This is a genomic window from Acinetobacter sp. YH12068_T, from assembly GCF_024606005.1.
Classification (GTDB): Bacteria; Pseudomonadota; Gammaproteobacteria; order Pseudomonadales; family Moraxellaceae; genus Acinetobacter; species Acinetobacter amyesii.
This window is the reverse complement of sequence record NZ_CP094555.1, coordinates 978,979-999,688: the sequence shown is the minus strand read 5'-3', so window position 1 is coordinate 999,688 and position 20,710 is coordinate 978,979. Positions and strand designations below refer to the sequence as shown.

Below are 20,710 nucleotides of genomic sequence, written 5' to 3'. Positions count from 1 at the left end.
CCTCGGCTGTTTTAGCAAATGTAAATGTTGAGAAAAGTTATATTAACTCTTCACTTTAAATTTTTTAGGTGCCCTATCTTGCAATGTGTACGGCATTTCGGTCAAGTCACAATTATCGAAAGACCTGTAAAAAAGCGTAATTTCCTTGAACTTATCGTTCACATTTTTTAAAGAATGGTTCAGTTATCCAAAAAAACGCATTATTCAGTTATTTTTTAAGCATTGATTTTTATTATTTTTTTACTTGATTTAGCTCATCAAAAGATCTGATTTAATATCAATTTTCGATCAATCTTTCTGAAATAGAGCTTTCCCTCTACACATTCGGCAACATATCTAAACTTGTCATTTAAGATAGAAGCATAATGAATTTAGCGCTGATTTCACTTTTCTGAAGCTAATTGGCGTGTTTTTCTCCATTTATCATTCTTAATATCTGTCAAAAGTCAGCACATATAAAAAAACCTTCGCTTTCACGAAGGTTTTAGTTAAGGCATTTATTTCTATTTACATTTGCTGTTTTTAATTGGCAATTAACCACGTCGCAGCAAGAGCCAATAAACCGCCTGATGTACCATCGATCCACTTTTGTTTGCGTTCATCAATTTGAGTTTTTTGTGTAATACGTGCAAAGACCACACTTAAACTACAATACACCACAAAAATCAGCCCAATAAAAATGAAGGACAAAATCAAACCTTGGCTCACGGTATTCGCTGATTTATCGATAAATTGCGGCAAAATTGCAAAATATATCAACATTCCTTTCGGGTTCAGTAAAGCCGTAAAAAAGCCTTTTTTAATCGGGTTGGACGCCGACTTTTTCTCAATACTTAATTTTTTACTGCTAAATACTGAACGCAGTAAATGCGTTGCCAAATATAAAAGATAAGCAATCCCCAACCAGCGGATTGTTTCAAACAGTAGTGGAAATGACACGATAATCGCAGCAATACCCAATGCCACTAAAATCGAGTGAACCAAATAACCTGAACACACCCCCACTGTTGCCATCATGCCTGCTTTTGCATCCTTACCCATCACTTGTGACAGGATAAAAAGCATATCGGGTCCTGGTGTGAAAATAAGGGGAATTACCGTTAAGGCAAACAAAGCAAATACAGACATTTCAATTTTCCCTTTCTATGTCCTGAAAGTGAAATTAGTATGTTTGAATCGCTTTAAAATAGGATATCAAATATTCTATAATAGATATTATTTTTAGAATTATATTCTATTTTATGAAGACATCTTCTAAGTCAATTCTAGTTAAACTAGATCGTATTGATAAAAATATCATTCGCTCACTTCAAAATAATGGCCGCATGCAAAATAATGACTTAGCCAAGGAAATTGGACTCTCGCCTTCTTCTTGTTTACGTCGGGTCAAATTACTCGAAGAAGCAGGTGTGATTCAGAATTACACCACCGTGGTCGATCCACAAAAGATTGGCTTTCAATTGATTTTATTCTCTCGTATTTGGTTGACTGGGCAAGATGCTGAAACCATCGATACTTTTATCGAAGCGATGAAAGAACTTCCTCAAGTCATGGAGTGCTAAATTATTTTGGGTGAGTGCGATGCAATGCTCAAAGTAGTGGTGCCTGACCTAGAAAGTTACCGCAAATTTCAGTCTACTCACTTAACCAAGAAAAATGGCATCACCAGTGTAAAGACTGATTTACCAAGCCAAATCATCAAACAAAGCTTCCAGTTACCGCTAGAAGATTTATAAACAGAAATTGGTCTGCCAAGGAACAACTCAAGCATTAGAAACGACGAGGCTGAAACTACAAGCTTGGCAATGTAGTGACGGATTACCTTCACAGCCTCGAATGCAAATACCTAGCAATGCGGTATTTACTTATATTTTAAGCAAAGAAAAATAATAATTTGGGGCACATTTGCAGCAATTAAATGGGAAATATCTAGGAGGTCTTTGAGCTCAATTGCTCAAGTAGGAAAACCATTGATTGGATTGACAGGCTCTCGCTATCAAAATTAAACGAATTGAATTACTAAGCAGCAAAACGGATTGGCATTTAGAAATTTTTGTTTAAGCAACTAAGCTATGCAAAGAAGATTAACACTCAAACGCTCTGCTCGCAAGCATCTCAACATGTCATGGAGCGAGTGATATAAGGGCTAAACATCCAAAACCAATGAAGATAGCCCTTGAGTTGTTTATTTGACCAATGGTTTAGGCTGGCTGATTTTCCAAAAAGTCACGATGGATGTGGCTTAGGTCAATAAGTTCATACTTTGCCAAATCAAAAATACGCCAAATGGTGAGGGCATCTTCTTTACTGTCAAATTTAGCAGTTGCTTTATTGGTAAGCTGCCATTGTTTATCCGAAATCCAAATAAAGTATTGGCCCGTCGCCGCATTAAACGCCTGAACTTTACCATCGGCATTAATCCCTTGTAGCTGCGCACCTTCAGGCAATACAGCTTCTACTTCAGGCAAACTGATTTCAACAAAGTGTTTGATCTGGCGTAAGCCGTATCCTGCAAAAATTTCTTTTTGCTGACCATTTAACTGGTCATATTTTTCTTGAATATCTGAAATCATGGTATGGCCTATATATTTTTAACGGTACAGCAATTTAGTAAATGGCGAATTTCACTTCAGCACTTACGTCAATTCAATAATGGACAATTTTTATACCCGATAATTTGAATTTTTATAATGCGACAATAGTTCAAAATGTCGGTCAATTTTACCAATATTTTTTCACATCCTTATTTAATTTTCATGAAGTAGACCACCTTAGGATGCAAAATGTGAAATCCAGCCTGTGAATTTAAGCAAAATTTAGACCACTGAGTACCAAAGTCGTTTTTGCAATTGTTACAAATCTTTATGCTGTGCCCTTGGATGGGCCTGATCATAAACTTGTGCCAATCGATCAAAATCCACATGGGTATAAATTTGTGTAGTGGTTAAATTACTATGCCCCAACATTTCTTGTACAGCACGCAAGTCGCCGCTATTGGACAACATATGGCTAGCGAAGCAATGTCGTAATAAATGCGGATGTAAATCGACATTTACACCTGCACGTCGAGCTTGAAATTTAACTCGATTTTCTATTTGTCTTACCCCCAGTGGATTACCTTTTTGAGTGATAAAAACTTGGGCTTCTGGGACAAAATCACCATGCCATGCAGGATATAATTGCAACCAATGCATCACAGCCTCTTTGGCTTTAGAACCAAAAGGTACAATGCGCGTTTTATTCCCTTTACCCGTAATACGTAACAGTTGGCGATTAAAATCAATATCTCGAATGGTTAAGCCCTGCACTTCTGCCAAACGTAAACCACTTGAATATAGCAACTCCAAAATCGCTTTATCACGTATCCAAAGCTGCCGTTGAGTTTCACTTTCTGGCTCAGGCTGTTCCATGATTTGTTTAATGGTTTCAATATCGACCAATCCAGGTAAAGGACGTGATTGGCGTTTGAGCTGAAAATCATCTGCAGGATTAAAATTGAGATAATTTCCTTGTTCTGCCCATTTCATAAATTGGCGTATCGAAGATAACATGCGCTGCAAACTACTTGGACTGAGCTGAAACTGTTCCACTTTATGAGCAACAAATTCACGCAGATCTGACTTTTCAACATCATGCAGTGGCAAGTTGCGTATTGTACAAAATTGGAGAAAATCACTGACATCACGCTCATACGCTTGCAATGTATGTTTAGACTGATTTTGAATTTCACGTTCCTTCAACCACATAGTCAGTAGTTGACTCTGATCCATCGTCATCTGTCTTCTCCCATTTCAACATGTGCTTTAGCGTTTCAGTACGTTCTCTAAAGCGATTTCACATATCTGTTTTATGAAAAGAGTCTAGCAAAGAACCCCTTAGGCTTACCATCAACACGTTGGTAAAAAGCTTGCGTTTCATTAAGCAAATACCCTTCTACACCATCCACACTGTGCGGATTGACATGGATCAGATCCACTGGGCATTGCTCTTTTAAACTGTCCTGTGTGATACGACCAATTTTACTGTGTAAATCTTGAATTTGTTGTTCAGATAATCCTGCTTCTAAATCTAATCCGATCAGCAAAGTTGGTGAATCATCTCGAGCTTCATTCAGCATTTGCGCTAAATAGGCAGCTTTTACCACACGCTCTGTGCCGAAAAAAATGCTTAATTGATCAATCATAAACTGCGGATATTCCGCTGGCTGACCAATTAAAACTTCCGTATCTTCCGTAACTTCATAGTTTTCTGAGGGCTGAATATACTGCCCGTTCAGCAAATGTTGAATTTCTTCTGGTACAAAGTCCTTCGTTGCATCTGGTGATTGTGGATTCAATATAAGCCTTGCTCCCAAGGTCATTTCAAATAATGCCTTGGTTGGTAGCCGGATATGCGACTCCTCTTCAGATATTGCCAACCGCATTTTTTCCAAAGAAGTAAAAAACGGGATGACGCAATCATAAGTTTCATCTTCCCATGATTTCAATTGAACACTGTCGCCTTCATCCAAGATCAAAGCTTCGGCAATACGTGAATCACGTCCCCCCTGTTGTTCCCACACAATACACATTGGCCGCTAATAATTGAGCTAAAAATTCGGGTCGATACGCAGGTTCATGTAAAGCTTTATGAAAAAGTTGCTCTAAGATTTCTTCTTTTATTTCTTCGTTTATTTGTTCCATGTTGATTCCAATCCCATTGAATTATAATTTTTTATTCACTTTTTATTTTATGAAAAAAGCCCTGAATGAATCAGGGCTTGGAGTTTAACCTTGGAAGTAACTTAAATCTAAGCGTCCTTCGTAAACTGTTGCGGTTGGTCCGGTCATCCAGACCACACCACCTTCTTGCCACTCAATTTGCAACTTACCACCTGCCAACTCTATTTCGACCGAATTGGCTAATAAGCCACGACGCATACCTGATACTGCCGCTGCACAAGCACCTGTACCACAGGCCATCGTTTCACCGACACCACGTTCAAATACACGTAAGCGTGCATGTTTCTCATCTACGATTTGCATAAAACCAGCATTTACACGCTGTGGAAAACGCTCATGCGATTCGACTTGTGGACCAATTTTAGCAACGTCTGCGGTAATGACATCAGGAACGATCGTCACTGCATGCGGATTACCCATACTCACCACATCAATGGTGAGTTGTTCATTATTCGCTAATGCAATGTCGTATAAGTTTTCAGGCTCTTCCGCAATAAATGGAATTTCATGCGGCAAAAAGCGTGGATAACCCATATTAACGCGCACCCAACCATTCGCACCTAATTCAGGCTCTACGATACCTGACTTGGTTTGTACTTTGATTTTGGTTTTGCTGGTCAACTTACGTTCATGCACAAAGCGCGCAAAACAACGTACACCATTACCACATTGTTCAACTTCCGAACCATCCGCATTAAAAATACGATATTTAAAATCAACATTGGGTAAATCAGGCGGTTCTACAATCAAAAGCTGATCAAAACCAATACCAAAATGACGGTCGGCCAAACGCTGAATCGTCACTGTATCTAAATAAGCCCGTTGGCTAATTAGATCGACCACCATAAAGTCATTGCCAAGGCCATGCATTTTGGTAAATTCTAATAACATCTCGAATTTCTCCTTAAGGCAATAAACGCTCACGTTCCCACAATGATTCGATGGTTTCACGCTCACGAATCAAATGAGACTGATCACCATCAACCATTACTTCAGCAGCACGTCCGCGGCTGTTGTAGTTTGAACTCATGACAAAACCATAAGCACCCGCCCCCAATACTGCAAGCACGTCATTTTCTTGAATCGCCAACTGACGTTGCTTTCCTAGGAAATCGCCGGTTTCGCAAATCGCGCCAACCACATCCCAGTCTTTCTTTTCTGTATCTGTACGAGGCGTTACTTCCTGAATATCCATCCATGCTTCATATAAAGCGGGACGGATTAAGTCATTCATTGCAGCATCAATAATCGCAAAATTACGATGATTGGTCGGTTTGAGCAAATCAACTTTAGTTAACAACACCCCTGCATTTGCAGAAATACTACGCCCCGGCTCCATATATACCTTAAGGCCTAATTTTTCTAATGCCGGACGCATTGCCTGAGCATATTCTTCAACGGTTGGCGGAACTTCGTCTTTGTACGTTACGCCTAAACCACCACCAATATCGATGTGTTTTAGATGAATACCCATCTCTTTCAGTTGATTGATCATCACAATGACACGATCAAGTGCATCAACAAAAGGCTGAGTTTCAGTCAACTGTGAGCCGATATGACAATCAATCCCGATAATCTCAAGATTTGGCAATGATGCCGCATAAGCATAAGTTTCAAAAACACTGTCTGAAGGAATGCCGAATTTATTTTCTTTTAAACCCGTAGAGATATAAGGATGGGTTTTAGCATCCACATCTGGATTTACACGCAATGAAATCGGTGCTTTCTTACCCATTGCCGCAGCAACTTTTTGGATTCGATCTAGCTCTGCATGAGATTCTACGTTAAAACATGCAATACCCACGTCCAATGCTTTTTGGATATCGGCTTCAGTTTTACCCAAACCTGAGAATACAATTTTAGAAGCTTCACCACCGGCTTTTAACACACGTGCGAGTTCACCACCCGTCACGATATCAAAACCAGCGCCCTGCTTGGCAAGTACGTTTAACACCGCAAGATTAGAGTTTGACTTTACCGCAAAACAAATTTGATGGTCGATAAAGCTAAATGCACGATCCATATCTGAATAATGCTTTTCAAAAGTAGCTTTTGAATAAACATAAAGCGGTGTGCCATATTGCTGTGCAAGCTGTTGTAAAGAACATTGCTCTGCATGCAATACCCCATTCGTACGGGTGAAACTCATGAAAGTATCCTTTCTATAAAAGCATTAAGGTGTAGGGTTAGAATTTGAAGATTCCGATTCAGTTGCAACAGGAGCCGCTTGTTTTTCCTGCTTTTGATGTGCAGGCGTATCTGGATAAATCAGATATTTTGCGCGCTTATCTGCATTTGCATCTGAAGGTAAATGCAATGCACCAGACTGACCACAAGCGGTCAGCAGCACAGCACTTGCTAATACAATAATTTTATAATTCATAAAACGATACATAAACGTACCTAATGAAAAGATTTTTCCGAGTATAACGTGATCAACCCGCGGATAAAAGAAAAGCCCTGTAATTCCAAGTGAGCTTTTTGCCATTCTGCACTAAATTTAAGCAAAATTTGATGGTGCTGTTTTCAAACCACATTTGTGTATTTTTCTATACCGATCAGGCTATTGATTTCACTGAAATAGCTTATCAATTTGAATGCTGTTTTATACTTCTATTAGCACTAATGAATACTGTGTATTAGTGTAAATTAAATCCATATTCAAATAAAAAAGCTGCCCCCTCAGGAGCAACTTTTTATGTTTTTACATCAGATCAAAAATGTAAATTAATGGTGCTTTTTCTTATAAAAACCAAAATAACCAATAATCAAAATGATGAACCAAATTGGGCTCACCATGAGCGCTTTCATGGTATCTGCTTCTAGCGACAAGACATAAATCATGCCGATGAAGAAGATAATCACAAGCCAGCAAGTATATAAGCCACCTGGTAATTTAAAGGTTGACTTCGCATGCAACTCAGGACGAGTTTTATAGTAAACGATATAACTCCAGATAATCATGAGCCATACGCAGATAAATAAAATCGTAGACAGTGTAGTTGCTAAAGTGAAGGCTTCAACCGTGTTCGGTACGAAATACTGTAATGCCGCCCCCAACAGTAAACAAACTGCCGAGAAATACAACGCATTTGCAGGAACTGCACGTGAGTTTAGACGACCAAACGCTTTTGGACCTTGCTCTTCACGAGATAAACCAAACAACATACGTGAAGTCGAGAACACACCACTATTCATCGATGACATAACTGATGACAACACCACCAAGTTCATAATAATCGCAGCAGCAGCAATACCGGCTTGGCTAAACAAGTTCACGAATGGTGAAATGCTTGGGTCAATGGCATTCCATGGCGTAACGGACATCACAATCACAAGTGCCAGCACATAGAAAATAATGATACGAATCGGAATCGAGTTCACAGCTTTAGGCAAGTTGTGTTCTGGATCTTTGGTTTCTGCTGCCGTAGTACCCACGAGTTCTACGCCGACAAAGGCAAAAATGGCGATTTGGAAACCTGCCAAGAAGCCAGTTACTCCTGTTGGGAATAGACCACCATGTGACCATAAATGTGTGAATGATGCGATTTCACCTGTCGATGAGGTAAAACCGGTAAAGATCATCCAAAGACCGACACCAATGAGCACCACGATTGCAATAATCTTAATCAGTGCAAACCAAAACTCTAATTCACCAAAAAGTTTAACCGTAACAAGGTTTAAACCCATGATAAAAACAATGGCGGCAACACTGATCATCACCCCTTCTTCGGGCGAGAACGGGTTACCTCCATTAAAGAATTGCAGGTAATAAATGATGGCTGATAAATCAGCAATCCCTATAGTGATCCAGCACAGCCAATAGGTCCAACCCACAAAATAACCTGCCCACGGCCCGATTAAGTCGGTTGCAAAATCGATAAAAGATTTATATTCAAGATTTGATAGTAATAACTCGCCTAATGCACGCATGACGAGGAAAACCATAAAACCAATAATCATATAGATAATAAGGATGGACGGACCAGCTAAACTGATGGTCTTTCCTGACCCCATAAATAAACCTGTACCAATCGCACCACCAATCGCAATCAATTGCAGGTGTCGGTTGGACAAGCTTCGTTTCAAATCGCCGCTATCAGCGTGCGATCCATGAATTTCATTTGACATTATTTAATTCAACTTCGCGTTCCAATTGCGACAAATTAACGTAAAAATTTCAGAAAATACAAAATTATTTCTCATCATCTATATTTTCGGATTAAGTGACAAAGTTAATTTATTTTTCTTATATATAAAAATCTTAGCGCCAATTCACATTTTAAAGCGACCAATAAAACAACAATTTACTTGTAATAACTTAAATTTTATGCAAAAAATATTTTATCAACGATAAAAATTTATGCCAAAAATCATGGAAGTTTCTAACAATGGCATATCAATTGCTACAGATATCAAAAATGTAGCATTCACTCACTCAGGGCCGATAAGAAGAAGATACTATGCAAGAAATTCAAAATATCATGGAAACACTCAGTGGATGGGTCTGGGGCCCGTACATGTTGGTCCTCATTGTCGGAACAGGTGTATTCCTCACCTTCCGACTGCTTTTCTGGCAATTTCGCATGTTGCCTTTCGCATTCAAACAAGTCTTTGGCAAGCATCCTAAAGCAGATCAACATGATGGCGATATTTCACATTTTGCCTCACTCATGACCGCACTTTCAGCCACCATTGGTACAGGTAATATTGCCGGTGTAGCCACCGCTTGTGTGCTCGGTGGTCCGGGCGCAGTGTTTTGGATGTGGATAACCGCGCTCTTTGGTATGGCAACCAAATATGGTGAAGGTGTACTCGCTGTAAAGTTTCGTCATAAAAATGAAAATGGCGAAATGAACGGTGGTCCGATGTATTACATCGAACGTGGACTTGGGCCTAAGTGGAAATGGTTGGCAGTGGTATTTGCCCTATTTGGTACTTTGGCATCCTTTGGTATTGGTAGCTCAGTACAGTCCAATACTGTCGCGCTTGCTGTGCAAAACAGCTTAGGGATCAGCACACTCACCACTGCAATCGTCATCACCATATTCTCTGCCCTCGTTATTTTAGGCGGCATCAAATCCATTTCTAAAGCCTCTTCATTTATTGTTCCAATTATGGCGGTAGGTTATGTATTGGGTGGCTTAATCATTATTTTCACCAACCTTGAATTGGTGATCCCTGCACTAAAAATGATCTTTAGCTATGCATTTACGGGCGAAGCTGCTGCGGGTGGTGCGATTGGTGCTGCGATTCGTTATGGTGTGGCACGTGGTGTATTCTCTAATGAAGCAGGTATGGGCTCAGCACCTATTGCCGCTGCGGCTGCAAAAACTGACCACCCAGCACGTCAAGGTCTTGTCTCTATGACAGGTACGTTCTTAGACACCATCATTGTTTGCTCAATTACAGGTATCGTACTGGTGATGGGCTTCATCATGGCAGGACAAAGCTTTGGTGATCAAACGGGTGCCGTATTAACGATCAGTGTTTTTGACAAACTACTTCCGGGCTTCGGTGGTTGGGTCGTGACTTTCGGTATTATTTTCTTCGCTTATTCAACCATTCTGGGTTGGAGCTATTATGGTGAAAAATGCTGTACTTACCTGTTAGGTGAAAAATCAGTAATGATTTATCGCTTAATTTACATCGCATCAGTCTTTGTCGGCTGTGTCGTAACACTTGATCTCGTTTGGCTATTTGCCGATACCTTTAACGGTTTGATGGCTGCACCAAACTGTATTGCACTGTTATTGCTCTCAGGCATCATTGTAAAAGAATCGAAAGATTTTATTGAACGTCGTAAATCAGGTGAATTGTACTAATCCCCTGCTAAACAAAAAGCCACGTGAATTCACGTGGCTTTTTTATTCGGACTGAAAATCAATATTTACTTATTGAATCGTGCCAATTTGACCATCATCAAATTTGTCGTTTTTCGTCTTGCTTTCATTGGCCGCTTCATCTTTTGGATCTAATTCAGCATCTTCAATAAAGCCTTCACCAAATTGGTCACCAAACTCATTTTCAGCATATTCAGAATCTACAGCACTGGCTTCCATCAGATCAGCTTCGATTTCTAGGGCAATTTCCAAAGATAAAGAAAAGAACAATACCCCCTGAATTTTCATGTTCCCTTGTTCATCTTCAAGGTATTCACTGAGGGTTTTATATGCAGGGCTGCTTTCATCAAAAGGCACGTCAAGGTATAAATCACCTGTATAACTATCGATTAAAGACTCACCTTCTAGCCCCATACAAGGGAAATAGTCTATATTTTGCAGGTCAAACCAGTGCATAACATCATTACGCACCGTATTTTTTTCAGGATGTTGATGATCATATTCTTCAAAATGCACAAATAACACATCACGATTTTTTTCACGTGCGATGGCATCGATATGTCGTAATAGTTCAGTCATGTGGTGACCCATTTCAAAAAATATAATGCGCTATTATAAAGTGCTTACTATGTAAAAAAGTGCAGCTCTTGAAAATAAAACGACATCAATTGACCTTCATCAGTCATTTCATGCGATAAAAACTTGGTTTTTCGATGTATTCACCGCTATGCTGTGACTCAATTTGAGTTTGTGCACAGTAAATATTATGGCGAAAGCAAAAAGTGTCTATCGATGTGAACAATGTGGTGCTGATCATCCCAAATGGGCCGGTCAATGTACCGAATGTGGTGAATGGAATTCATTAGTCGAAGTCAGTATTGCTCCCGCCGTTACACACCGTGCACAGCCGAAAATGGGCGGTGGCTATGCAGGTCAAGCTGCTGCTGTGACTACCTTAAATCAAGTTTCCGTTTCGCATGAAACTCGAATGGCAACAGGTATTGGTGAATTTGACCGTGTGCTCGGTGGTGGACTGGTCACAGGTTCAGTTGTGCTGATTGGTGGTGACCCCGGCATTGGTAAATCCACTATTTTGCTACAAACCGCAACCTATATGGCGGCGAGTAAAAGTTCTGCCTTATATGTCACTGGTGAGGAATCTTTGTCTCAAGTGGCTCTACGTGCCCAGCGCCTAGATTTGCCGACCGATCAACTCAAAGTCATGGCAGAAACCTGTGTCGAGCGTATTTGTGAAGTTTTGGCACATGAACGCCCTGCCGTTGCCATTTTAGATTCGATCCAAACTCTATACACCGAGACACTCCAGTCTGCGCCGGGCGGTGTTTCCCAAATTCGTGAATCGGCTGCACTCCTGACCCGCTTTGCCAAAAATAGTGGCACAGCATTGTTTATTGTCGGTCACGTAACGAAAGAAGGTTCTTTGGCAGGCCCTCGCGTGCTTGAGCACATGGTCGATTGTGTTTTGTATTTTGAAGGTCAGTCTGACTCGCGCTTCCGTATGATTCGGGCGGTGAAAAACCGTTTTGGTGCGGTCAACGAGCTTGGTGTATTTGGCATGACTGATAAAGGTCTGCGCGAGGTATCAAACCCTTCCGCCATTTTCCTTAGTCGTTATGATGAAGCCATTCCGGGTTCCATTGTCATGATTAGCCGTGAAGGTACACGTCCACTTTTGGTTGAAGTTCAGGCTTTGGTAGATGATGCGCACGGACAACCTCGACGCGTGGCCTTAGGTTTAGAACAAAACCGTTTAAACATGCTTTTAGCCGTTATGCACCGTCATGGTGGCGTACAAACTGCAGGACAAGATGTTTATGTCAATGTCGTGGGTGGTTTAAAAATCACAGAAACAGGTTCTGACCTTGCGGTACTTTTAGCCTGCGCCTCTAGCTTAAGAGCTAAAGCCCTGCCGCAGCATTTGGCAGTATTTGGTGAAGTCGGCCTTTCAGGCGAAATCCGCCCTGTACCCAATGGACAGGAAAGACTCAAAGAAGCCATTAAACATGGTTTTAAAACCATTATTTTACCGCGTGGGAATGCACCGCAAAAACCTATTTCAGGTGTAGAGATTATTTCTGTCGCACGTTTACATGAGGCGTTGAGTCAGGCAATTACGCTGACCGATGAGTCTTAGTCACGTTGAATCGTTTATTTTGAATGAATTTTCAATTTTTTACCGATGTTCTATTGAAATTCAGTACAAATGGCGGCATAACTAGAAGGCTATTTTAAATTTATATAGATATAGGAAAATTTGATGGAAGTTCGACAGCGTGGTTTGATGACTGCTCTTTTAACAGCAGCCCTTTTGGTAGCGCCGATTGCAGAAGCGAAACGTGCCGGTGGTGGTAAAAGCCATGGTATGAGCCGTCAAGCTGCTCCAACTCAGTCTTATCAGCAACCTCGTCAATCTGCTCCTGTTCAACAGCCTGCAACTGCTGGCGCTCCAGCAAAATCTGGCTCGAATGTGGGCGGAATGGTTGCTGCTGGTGTGGCTGGTGCTGCTATTGGTGCAGTCGCTGCAAATGCGATGGCCGATGACAATAACGGTCAAGCAGCTTCTGAAGCGCAAGCACAACAACAGGAAGAGAAAGGTGGTATTCCAGGCTGGATCTGGATTTTACTTGCCGCTGCTGTTGCCTTCTTCATTTTCCGTAAGATGGGCGCAAAAAAAAAACTAGCCGCTAACAATCCTTATGCGCCAAACAGCGGTGCAAACAATGCACCGTTTGGCCAACAAAATGCTGCACCTCGTGCAGGTAATGACAATACGAATATTTTTGGTAATTCTGTAGGCGGTAATTCAGCAGCTTCAAATGCTCCATTTGGTGCAGCTGCAGCAACGAACGCGCCTTTTGGTGCTGCCTATACCAACAGCGGCAATCAATTGCCGGATGGTACAGAGCCAGCAACATTCTTACGTGTTGCACGTCAGCGTTTTAACCACATTCAATCGATGAATACTGCAAGCAACATTTCTGAAATTCAGCGTTACTTAACGCCTGACCTTTACCAGTCTATGTATAACGACATTATGGCGAATAAAGATGAAGACGTTGCTGAGTTTTCTAACTTAAATGCTATGGTGGTCGATTCTGCTAACGAAAATGGTCAATACGTTGTAAGTGTGCGTTTTACAGGTACGGTAAGTGAAGACTTAAATAGCCTGCCACAGCCATTTGCTGAAGTATGGCATTTTGTTAAACCTGCGGGTTCTGATCAAGACTGGTTAGTTGCAGGCATTCAACAAGAGCAATAATGTAGACAATTAAGCATTCTTGCATTCTAAAATAGCGACTCCGGTCGCTATTTTTTTTGCCTTTAATTCCCCTCTTTTTAAATCCATTTCTACTCAGCATGCTGAAAAATCAATAATTTTGTGAATACATTATTCTAATTATTAATAATAATTGTTATCATTTAGATTAACTTTAATACAATTTCCAAGCGCTTAAGTATTTTATGAATAGCTCACCACCTGAGGCACTCGTGACACCCCTCACATCTGCGCTGCCTAAAACGCGTAAAGACACCCCCTCTCTATTGACCTATCGCTTGATGATTTTCTATCGCTTTGCCCTCGCTTTAGTGGGCGGATATGTTGTCGCGATGCTATCTGCCATCGTAATCGCAGATGTATTTAGCGAAGACCGTGGAAGTGCAGCCATGAGTGCAACTTTAATTGCATTTATCCTGTGGAGCTGTGCCTTTATTTGGGTCTTTATGGTGAATAAAACCCTCAAAGCAACTTTAGGCATTGTGATCCCTGCGGTGTGTTTGTATGCCATTTACATGATGATGGGAAGCTAAAATGCGTGTTGATGCAAAAGTAGAGGGACCTCGCCAGTCCATGTCTTGGCTGCATACATGGGCTAGCCTAATCTTAGCTTGGTTGCTGTATGCTATTTTCCTGACCGGAACCCTGAGCTTCTTTAAAAATGAAATCAATGTCTGGATGACACCTGAGCTGCATCAATCTGTTCCAGCCAGTTCACAAGTCCAACAAACTCAAGTCGCACTGAATTATTTACAACAAAATCATCCGAATGCAGGTGCTTGGAATATTTTGCTGCCGAATACGCGTCAAAATGCCACTTTAATTACCGTTCGTGAACAAGGTGAAGACCCTCGCGCACGCCGTGGTGGTAAACAAATCTACATTGATAGTGCTACAGGTGAAGTGCTTGAGCCGCGCTATACGCGTGGTGGTAATTTTCTCTATCGTTTCCATTTCGAACTTTATGGTATGCCACGTATGTGGACGCGATGGTTTGTCGGGATAGCCACACTGTTGATGTTAGTTGCCATTATTAGTGGTGTGATTACTCATAAAAAAATCTTTAAAGATTTTTTTACCTTCCGTTCAGGCAAAGGACAACGTTCTTGGCTCGATGCACATAATGCTACCGCAGTATTTGCACTTCCCTTCCACATCATGATCACCTTTAGTGGCCTGTTGCTGCTGTTATTTACCATCATGCCTTGGGGTATTGAGCGTATTTATGAAAACCGTGGACAATTTTTACAAGAACAAAATCGTGCCTTAGTTCAGGAAAATAAACCTGAAGGACGTGAATCTGCTCAAGAACGTGGCGAACGCCAACAGCAAGCCCGTGCCAATTCTGCACAAAACCAAGGCAAAAATCGTGCTGAGAGCCGTGGTGAAGGTCGAGGAGAACGTCGCTCTAAACGTCAAGAGCAACCTGTCGTTGCTGCACCGCTGACCAACTTAGCACCGATCGTGACTGCGGTTCAGAATGAATGGAAAACTAATCCGATTAGTACCGTTAGCATCATTGCACCGAATACAGACCAAGCTAAAATTGAGCTACGCGCATTACATGGTGAAAGTGTTGCATATCGAAATGTCTATGCAAGCAAACAATTTGATGGCGTAACAGGCAAAGACTTAACTGACGAAAGTGCCAAATTAAAGCACCCTTCTGTACCGATGGGTATTTACAATGTAGTCACTACGCTACATGAAGCACGCGGTGTAGATTTAGCACTACGTTGGCTGCTGTTTATTTCAGGGATTGTAGGCACCCTGATGGTCGCTACAGGTCTCATTCTGTGGTGTGTAAAACGTGCGCCGCAACAGCAAAAACAAGGCTTTAAATCATTTGGCTACCGCACGGTTGAAGTGACCAATATTGCAGCGATTATTGGTTTACCCATTGCCTGTGCAGCATTTTTCTATGCCAACCGTTTTATTCCCACACAGCTTGAAAACCGTTCGGAATTAGAAATTCGTAGTTTCTTTATTGTTTGGCTACTGACGCTCGTTTATGCGATGTTCCGTACGCACCGCCAAGCGTGGCTAGAACTTTTAGCTTTTGCCACAGCAATTTTTGCCTTACTGCCGATTGTAAATTTCATGACTGGAGGTCAACCGCTTTGGAATACCATGGCAAATGGCCAATGGATGATTGCATCCTTTGATCTTGCAATGTGGCTTTTGGCTATCTTGTTTGCCTACTCATTTTACAAAGTGAAAAAACATAAAGGGCTGCCTGTTAAAAAAGCGCGTGGCACAAAGGAGGTTGAAGCATGATGTTCTTTCTCCTGATTTGGGCACTGAGTAGCTTAGGTTTTTTTGCCTTGGCAAGCAGCATGTCTAAACATCAAAAGCAGTTCTACAAAAAAGAACTAAGTGTGGGTCAAACACGCTTAGCCACGCTAGTCGGCTGGGCGCTATTGATCATCGCCTTACTACTTTGCCTCTCACTTGGCACGCCGAGCAATAACATCAGTTATTGGTTTGGCGCGCTGACCATTGCGGCTTTATTTGTCGGGGTATGTATTAGTTATATCGCTGAATATTTTTGGAAAATTATTGGTGCATTAGTTGTCGTATTTGTATTGTCAGCAGTGTTATTGAAATTTTAATTCATTAGACAACGATCTCTAAACATTCTCTAAACATTGAAAGCCAATCTTCGGATTGGCTTTTTTCATGCCAACCGATTAGGCTATGCCTATTCTGCTCTTTTGGATTACACATGTCTGAACTTTCAATCTCTCCTGCTTTATATAACCGCGCTATGGCAGGCAATAAAGATGCTCAATTTGAACTGGCTGAAATTTATATGCAAAGTGAAAATGATGAGCATGTTGAACTTGCTGAAGAATGGGCACTCAAAGCAGCTCAGTTAGGTCATGTAGAAGCAATGTATTGGCTGGGTGAAGGCTATGCAGTCTATGCCAAAGACATGCTCGAAGAAGATCCTGAAGAATCTAAAACCTATTTTGAGCATGCGCACCGCTGGTTAGAACAAGCGGCAAAACATGACCATCCTGCTGCAATTTTAGAACTCGCCAATTTTTACCGTCGCGGCGATGTGGTGGAAAAAGATGTCGCTAAATCCATTGAACTGGTTGAACAATCTGCAAAATTAGGTGAAGTTCAGGCCATGCGTGACTTAGCCTTTATTTATGCCAATGGCTTAGGCATCGACGCTGATGAAGAAAAAGCAGATTTTTGGAATGAAAAAGCCAATGTGGCTGAGCAGTAATCCAATTATTTTCTAAAAAATAAAGCCCATCTCATGATGGGCTTTTTACTTTTAACAAAATGGCTCAGCTCGCCATATAGTCATTTACATCCACCGTAATGACTTGTCGGCAAATGCCCTCTGCCCCACGCTGCTGTTCAAATACGTCTGCTGGCATGGCTTCAAAGCTGTCAAAAAAACTGATCTCTGTTTCGTCAATGTCATACACCAAAGAATGGTTCCCCACACCCTCTAGAGTATCGTAATACACAATCACAAACTGATTTTGTTTAAAAGCCTGCTGAATTTGTGCATAGCCAATTGCGGGTAATACAGGCAGTTCCAATTGGTCTGCTTCTGCATAACTGCGTTTTTCACTGTCCTGCAGCTCAGGATCATGCTCTGTGTAAAACTTTACTTGAAAACCAAACTTATTCAGTCCTACAGCTAAACCAATGGTTGTTGTGCCATGGTCAGCGTCATAAGCGCAAACTTCGATGAGTTGCTGAATATCTGCATCTATACCTAAGTGCTGCAGCAACATCCACACCGCATAAATGCCACCATTGGCTTCTAAATTTGCCAACTCATCAGGTATTTCCATCGACATATATCAAAACTCAAAATTGCTTATGGACGATGATAAACAAATCAAAGTGGTTTTGCCTGCAAGTTTTAATCCAGACCTGATTTCACATGTACAAAAATAATGTCCAAATCTTGTTTAGGTACAAAATTCTTTTCAACCATTTGAAACTGTGTAGCGCTGATTTTCTTCACTTTTCCTGCCCAGCAAAAAGAAACCAGCTCTCCTGCATCACGCTCGATAGTCAGTTTAAAATCTTGAATAGGTTTTGCCCAATTGGCACCTGTTTTTAAGATATAACCCAAAGCTTGAAATGGTGCATGCTGTGATTTGGCCTTTCTGAGTCCTGCCTTAAAGTTTTTATCCATACAAAATTGTTGATTATACTCATCTGGATATAACGCCACAGAGCCACCCACCAGCGGTGCATATTGATGCTGTACGCGAGTAAATGCTTTGGCTTTAAAGGTTTGCTTCCAGCTGTAAATTACCTGAGATGACCATGAAATGACTTCACTCGGATCTTTGGGCAAGATTTTTTGCAGTGCTGCATTTTTACAGTTTCTGAGCTTTGTCTCGAGTGTTTCATATTCATCATCTTGCCTGCTCCACGGATTCAGCATGTCTTTTTCCGTAAACCCGCATTGCTTAAAACTCTCCGTCATATCAATCGGGGCTGTTTTTTCATCTTTTTGAATAAAAGTGCGCACATGCATTTCAGGCTGAATCGTTTTTCCATTCACCTGAACTTTAAAACTTTTTAGCAATTTTTCAGTATTGGCAAAATCAGATTCAAAGAAGTTTTCAACTTTTGGCAGTGGAAAGAGTATGGTTTCAGTCACGTCTTTATTGCTCAGATTTTTAAACTGATAATCGACCTTGATCATTTTTTTACTAATAAATAGGTCTTCACTGAACATTTGAATGTCTTTATTTTTAAGGTACTGCACCCCTCCCGTTGCCACATAGCCTGTTGAATCGTTGGCATATGTTAGTGCTGAAAAACACAAGCATATGAATGCAGTTAATTTTTTCATTATTAGCTTCCAATTTTTTATATTTAAAATTGCACTAGAATATCATCGACCATTTTTCAGGAATATACTCAGAAATTAGCCCTATCCCGATAATTATAAGGGCAATGATGCCAATCAAAATAATAAAACTCACTGCTTTTATGACTACTCTAAGGGTTAAATTTAAGCCTTTCGTATAATTTTCAATAAAGCCTGAAAATTTAAATAAGGATAAAACCCCAATCAAAATTAAAGGCAGAAAAAAAATATCTTGTGGTGAAAAGTCGCCTCGCCTTGCTGAGACAGCTTGTGAAGATACGAGTAAAACTAGGAAAATATTAAATTTTAATATATTCATGATATGTACGTTATTATCTTTTTATTATCAGATTATTCATCTACATATTAACCAATTTTTGATTGGAACTCACCCTATTTCCAAGTACAATACTGCCCTAGTCGAGGGATGCTGCGACTTTCTTATAGGCACTAAATATAAGATCGCTAGGCTCGACGATTCGGTTGGACACTCGCTCCAATCAACAACGGCATCCGCGAACATAATGATCAATTGTTTTTATTAAGGAGATCGTGATGAACGCGGTTAATGCTTCATTTACAGATTATAAAGTTGCCGACATTTCACTAGCTGACTACGGCCGTAAAGAAATCAAACTTGCAGAAGCAGAAATGCCAGCCCTAATGGGTCTTCGCAAACGCTATGCAGCGGCTAAACCGCTTGCTGGCGCGAAAATCCTTGGCTGTATCCACATGACCATTCAAACTGCAGTTTTAATTGAAACTCTAGTTGAATTAGGTGCAGAAGTTCGCTGGACTTCTTGCAACATCTTCTCTACTCAAGACCACGCTGCTGCTGCAATCGCTGCTGCGGGTATTCCTGTATTTGCTTGGAAAGGCGAAACTGAAGAAGAATATATGTGGTGTCTTGAACAGCAAATCAATGTGAACGGTACACCTTGGGATGCCAACATGATTCTGGACGATGGCGGTGACTTAACTGCACTTGTTCACGAAAAATACCCAGAAGTGATTGCAAAAATCCACGGTATTACTGAAGAAACCACTACAGGTGTTCAACGTCTTTACGAAATGCACCGCGACGGTACTTTAAAAGTTCCAGCGATTAACGTAAATGACTCTGTAACCAAGTCTAAAAATGACAATAAATACGGCTGCCGTCACTCACTTAACGATGCAATCAAACGTGGTACAGATATGCTTTTATCTGGTCGTCGTGCGCTTGTAATCGGTTATGGTGACGTAGGTAAAGGTTCTGCTCAATCACTTCGTCAAGAAGGCATGATTGTACGTGTCACTGAAGTTGACCCTATCTGTGCAATGCAAGCATGCATGGACGGTTTCGAAGTTGTTGCTCCGTATAAAAATGGCATTCAAACGGGTAAGAAAGAAGACATCAACCTTGATCTTCTTCAAAATACTGACTTGATCGTAACAACAACTGGTAACTACCACGTATGTGACGCTGCAATGCTTGATTCATTAAAAGCTGGCGCTGTAGTTTGTAACATCGGTCATTTCGATACTGAAATCGACACAAATTACTTACGTGGTTATAAGTGGGTTGAAGTTAAGCCACAAGTTCACCAAGTGTATCGTTCAGAAAATGAAAATGATTACCTTATTCTTCTTTCAGAAGGCCGTTTGGTGAACCTTGGTAATGCAACCGGTCACCCTTCACGTATTATGGATGGTTCTTTTGCCAACCAAGTATTGGGTCAAATGCACCTATTCGCTGAAAAATTTGCTGATCTTCCTGAAGATCAAAAACAAGCTGCGATCCGCGTAGAACTTATTCCTAAGAAATTAGACGAAGAAGTAGCTGCAGCAATGGTTGCAGGTTTCGGTGGCGTATTAACGACTTTGACTCAAGAACAAGCGGATTACCTCGGTGTTCAAGTTGAAGGCCCGTTCAAAGCTGAGGCTTATAAATACTAAGTTTTATAAATACCTCTCCCTAACCCTCTCCTGAGCGAGCTTCAAGCACTGC

At 40.9% G+C, this 20,710-nt stretch carries 20 protein-coding genes and 2 pseudogenes; 9 read left to right on the top strand and 13 right to left on the bottom strand.

What is annotated here, in order from left to right:
• Positions 1-522 precede the first annotated feature (522 nt).
• Entirely contained in the window at positions 523-1,128 is a 606-nt protein-coding gene (locus MST18_RS04915) for a LysE family translocator (RefSeq protein ID WP_180023307.1), read from the bottom strand.
• Between the two features lie 113 nt (positions 1,129-1,241).
• Here MST18_RS04915 and MST18_RS04910 point away from each other — a divergent pair.
• Positions 1,242-1,736 (top strand): annotated as a pseudogene (locus MST18_RS04910) (Lrp/AsnC family transcriptional regulator).
• 465 nt (positions 1,737-2,201) lie between these two features.
• Here MST18_RS04910 and MST18_RS04905 read toward each other — a convergent pair.
• The 8 genes from MST18_RS04905 to MST18_RS04870 form a co-directional block, all read right to left on the bottom strand.
• A complete protein-coding gene (locus tag MST18_RS04905) occupies positions 2,202-2,573 on the bottom strand; it encodes a hypothetical protein (protein ID WP_111883920.1) in 372 nt (123 codons plus the stop codon).
• A 279-nt stretch (positions 2,574-2,852) separates the two neighbouring features.
• Positions 2,853-3,776, bottom strand: a complete 924-nt coding sequence (locus MST18_RS04900) for a tyrosine recombinase XerC (protein ID WP_180132924.1) — start codon at positions 3,774-3,776, stop codon at positions 2,853-2,855.
• A gap of 71 nt (positions 3,777-3,847) precedes the next feature.
• Entirely contained in the window at positions 3,848-4,561 is a 714-nt protein-coding gene (locus MST18_RS04895) for an enhanced serine sensitivity protein SseB C-terminal domain-containing protein (RefSeq protein WP_180132925.1), read from the bottom strand.
• Positions 4,536-4,682, bottom strand: a complete 147-nt coding sequence (locus MST18_RS04890; protein WP_180102916.1) for a hypothetical protein — start codon at positions 4,680-4,682, stop codon at positions 4,536-4,538. Before MST18_RS04890 ends, MST18_RS04895 begins: the two co-directional genes overlap by 26 nt.
• An 84-nt stretch (positions 4,683-4,766) precedes the next feature.
• Positions 4,767-5,612, bottom strand: a complete 846-nt coding sequence (gene dapF, locus MST18_RS04885; RefSeq protein ID WP_111883917.1) for a diaminopimelate epimerase — start codon at positions 5,610-5,612, stop codon at positions 4,767-4,769.
• Positions 5,613-5,625: 13 nt separating this feature from the next.
• Positions 5,626-6,870, bottom strand: a complete 1,245-nt coding sequence (gene lysA / locus MST18_RS04880) for a diaminopimelate decarboxylase (RefSeq protein ID WP_180126393.1) — start codon at positions 6,868-6,870, stop codon at positions 5,626-5,628.
• Positions 6,871-6,894: 24 nt separating this feature from the next.
• Positions 6,895-7,104 (bottom strand): lipoprotein, encoded by a 210-nt coding sequence (locus MST18_RS04875; protein ID WP_373684424.1) that lies wholly within the window; start codon positions 7,102-7,104, stop codon positions 6,895-6,897.
• Between the two features lie 344 nt (positions 7,105-7,448).
• A complete protein-coding gene (locus tag MST18_RS04870) occupies positions 7,449-8,852 on the bottom strand; it encodes an amino acid permease (RefSeq protein WP_078192075.1) in 1,404 nt (467 codons plus the stop codon).
• Between the two features lie 332 nt (positions 8,853-9,184).
• Here MST18_RS04870 and MST18_RS04865 point away from each other — a divergent pair, with 332 nt between their 5' ends.
• Positions 9,185-10,546, top strand: coding sequence for a sodium:alanine symporter family protein (locus tag MST18_RS04865; RefSeq protein WP_180132926.1), 1,362 nt, complete (start codon positions 9,185-9,187; stop codon positions 10,544-10,546).
• A 240-nt stretch (positions 10,547-10,786) separates the two neighbouring features.
• On the opposite strand, the pseudogene MST18_RS04860 reads toward MST18_RS04865, so the two are convergent.
• Positions 10,787-11,143 (bottom strand): annotated as a pseudogene (locus MST18_RS04860) (hypothetical protein); the annotation flags it as partial.
• A 187-nt stretch (positions 11,144-11,330) separates the two neighbouring features.
• Here MST18_RS04860 and radA point away from each other — a divergent pair.
• The 6 genes from radA to MST18_RS04830 all read left to right on the top strand — a co-directional run bounded on the left by radA (position 11,331) and on the right by MST18_RS04830 (position 17,100).
• Positions 11,331-12,719 carry a DNA repair protein RadA gene (radA, locus tag MST18_RS04855; protein ID WP_180026689.1) on the top strand — a complete coding sequence of 463 codons (1,389 nt, stop codon included), beginning with the start codon at positions 11,331-11,333 and terminating at the stop codon, positions 12,717-12,719.
• Positions 12,720-12,842: 123 nt separating this feature from the next.
• Positions 12,843-13,844 carry a Tim44 domain-containing protein gene (locus tag MST18_RS04850; protein ID WP_078192078.1) on the top strand — a complete coding sequence of 334 codons (1,002 nt, stop codon included), beginning with the start codon at positions 12,843-12,845 and terminating at the stop codon, positions 13,842-13,844.
• Positions 13,845-14,047: 203 nt separating this feature from the next.
• Complete coding sequence (locus MST18_RS04845; RefSeq protein ID WP_078192079.1) at positions 14,048-14,395, top strand: hypothetical protein; 348 nt, start codon at positions 14,048-14,050, stop codon at positions 14,393-14,395.
• A gap of 1 nt (position 14,396) precedes the next feature.
• On the top strand, positions 14,397-16,139 hold the full coding sequence (locus tag MST18_RS04840; protein WP_180132927.1) for a PepSY domain-containing protein: 1,743 nt from the start codon (positions 14,397-14,399) through the stop codon (positions 16,137-16,139).
• Positions 16,136-16,474 carry a DUF3325 family protein gene (locus tag MST18_RS04835; RefSeq protein WP_180132928.1) on the top strand — a complete coding sequence of 113 codons (339 nt, stop codon included), beginning with the start codon at positions 16,136-16,138 and terminating at the stop codon, positions 16,472-16,474. The genes MST18_RS04840 and MST18_RS04835 overlap by 4 nt, the downstream gene beginning before the upstream one ends.
• A gap of 113 nt (positions 16,475-16,587) precedes the next feature.
• Positions 16,588-17,100 carry a tetratricopeptide repeat protein gene (locus MST18_RS04830; protein ID WP_180003360.1) on the top strand — a complete coding sequence of 171 codons (513 nt, stop codon included), beginning with the start codon at positions 16,588-16,590 and terminating at the stop codon, positions 17,098-17,100.
• Between the two features lie 64 nt (positions 17,101-17,164).
• Here the strand turns inward: MST18_RS04830 and MST18_RS04825 are convergent, their stop codons facing one another.
• The 3 genes from MST18_RS04825 to MST18_RS04815 all read right to left on the bottom strand — a co-directional run bounded on the left by MST18_RS04825 (position 17,165) and on the right by MST18_RS04815 (position 19,039).
• Complete coding sequence (locus MST18_RS04825) at positions 17,165-17,689, bottom strand: cysteine peptidase family C39 domain-containing protein (RefSeq protein ID WP_180132929.1); 525 nt, start codon at positions 17,687-17,689, stop codon at positions 17,165-17,167.
• A gap of 65 nt (positions 17,690-17,754) precedes the next feature.
• The gene (locus tag MST18_RS04820) at positions 17,755-18,702 is read right to left on the bottom strand and encodes a DUF4424 family protein (RefSeq protein ID WP_180132930.1); all 948 of its coding nucleotides are present in this window, start codon (positions 18,700-18,702) and stop codon (positions 17,755-17,757) included.
• Positions 18,703-18,736: 34 nt separating this feature from the next.
• Entirely contained in the window at positions 18,737-19,039 is a 303-nt protein-coding gene (locus tag MST18_RS04815) for a hypothetical protein (RefSeq protein WP_111883908.1), read from the bottom strand.
• A gap of 236 nt (positions 19,040-19,275) precedes the next feature.
• Here MST18_RS04815 and ahcY point away from each other — a divergent pair, with 236 nt between their 5' ends.
• Complete coding sequence (gene ahcY, locus MST18_RS04810; RefSeq protein WP_078192086.1) at positions 19,276-20,658, top strand: adenosylhomocysteinase; 1,383 nt, start codon at positions 19,276-19,278, stop codon at positions 20,656-20,658.
• The last annotated feature ends 52 nt before the right edge of the window (positions 20,659-20,710 follow it).

Excerpts from the sequence above, each read along its gene's own strand:
- MST18_RS04915 (WP_180023307.1), bottom strand. The coding sequence starts at position 1,128 with ATGTCTGTATTTGCTTTGTTTGCCTTAACGGTAATTCCCCTTATTTTC.
- MST18_RS04905 (WP_111883920.1), bottom strand. The coding sequence starts at position 2,573 with ATGATTTCAGATATTCAAGAAAAATATGACCAGTTAAATGGTCAGCAA.
- MST18_RS04900 (WP_180132924.1), bottom strand. The coding sequence starts at position 3,776 with ATGACGATGGATCAGAGTCAACTACTGACTATGTGGTTGAAGGAACGT.
- MST18_RS04890 (WP_180102916.1), bottom strand. The coding sequence starts at position 4,682 with ATGGAACAAATAAACGAAGAAATAAAAGAAGAAATCTTAGAGCAACTT.
- dapF (WP_111883917.1), bottom strand. The coding sequence starts at position 5,612 with ATGTTATTAGAATTTACCAAAATGCATGGCCTTGGCAATGACTTTATG.
- lysA (WP_180126393.1), bottom strand. The coding sequence starts at position 6,870 with ATGAGTTTCACCCGTACGAATGGGGTATTGCATGCAGAGCAATGTTCT.
- MST18_RS04875 (WP_373684424.1), bottom strand. The coding sequence starts at position 7,104 with ATGAATTATAAAATTATTGTATTAGCAAGTGCTGTGCTGCTGACCGCT.
- MST18_RS04870 (WP_078192075.1), bottom strand. The coding sequence starts at position 8,852 with ATGTCAAATGAAATTCATGGATCGCACGCTGATAGCGGCGATTTGAAA.
- MST18_RS04865 (WP_180132926.1), top strand. The coding sequence starts at position 9,185 with ATGCAAGAAATTCAAAATATCATGGAAACACTCAGTGGATGGGTCTGG.
- radA (WP_180026689.1), top strand. The coding sequence starts at position 11,331 with ATGGCGAAAGCAAAAAGTGTCTATCGATGTGAACAATGTGGTGCTGAT.
- MST18_RS04850 (WP_078192078.1), top strand. The coding sequence starts at position 12,843 with ATGGAAGTTCGACAGCGTGGTTTGATGACTGCTCTTTTAACAGCAGCC.
- MST18_RS04845 (WP_078192079.1), top strand. The coding sequence starts at position 14,048 with ATGAATAGCTCACCACCTGAGGCACTCGTGACACCCCTCACATCTGCG.
- MST18_RS04840 (WP_180132927.1), top strand. The coding sequence starts at position 14,397 with ATGCGTGTTGATGCAAAAGTAGAGGGACCTCGCCAGTCCATGTCTTGG.
- MST18_RS04835 (WP_180132928.1), top strand. The coding sequence starts at position 16,136 with ATGATGTTCTTTCTCCTGATTTGGGCACTGAGTAGCTTAGGTTTTTTT.
- MST18_RS04830 (WP_180003360.1), top strand. The coding sequence starts at position 16,588 with ATGTCTGAACTTTCAATCTCTCCTGCTTTATATAACCGCGCTATGGCA.
- MST18_RS04825 (WP_180132929.1), bottom strand. The coding sequence starts at position 17,689 with ATGTCGATGGAAATACCTGATGAGTTGGCAAATTTAGAAGCCAATGGT.
- MST18_RS04820 (WP_180132930.1), bottom strand. The coding sequence starts at position 18,702 with ATGAAAAAATTAACTGCATTCATATGCTTGTGTTTTTCAGCACTAACA.
- MST18_RS04815 (WP_111883908.1), bottom strand. The coding sequence starts at position 19,039 with ATGAATATATTAAAATTTAATATTTTCCTAGTTTTACTCGTATCTTCA.
- ahcY (WP_078192086.1), top strand. The coding sequence starts at position 19,276 with ATGAACGCGGTTAATGCTTCATTTACAGATTATAAAGTTGCCGACATT.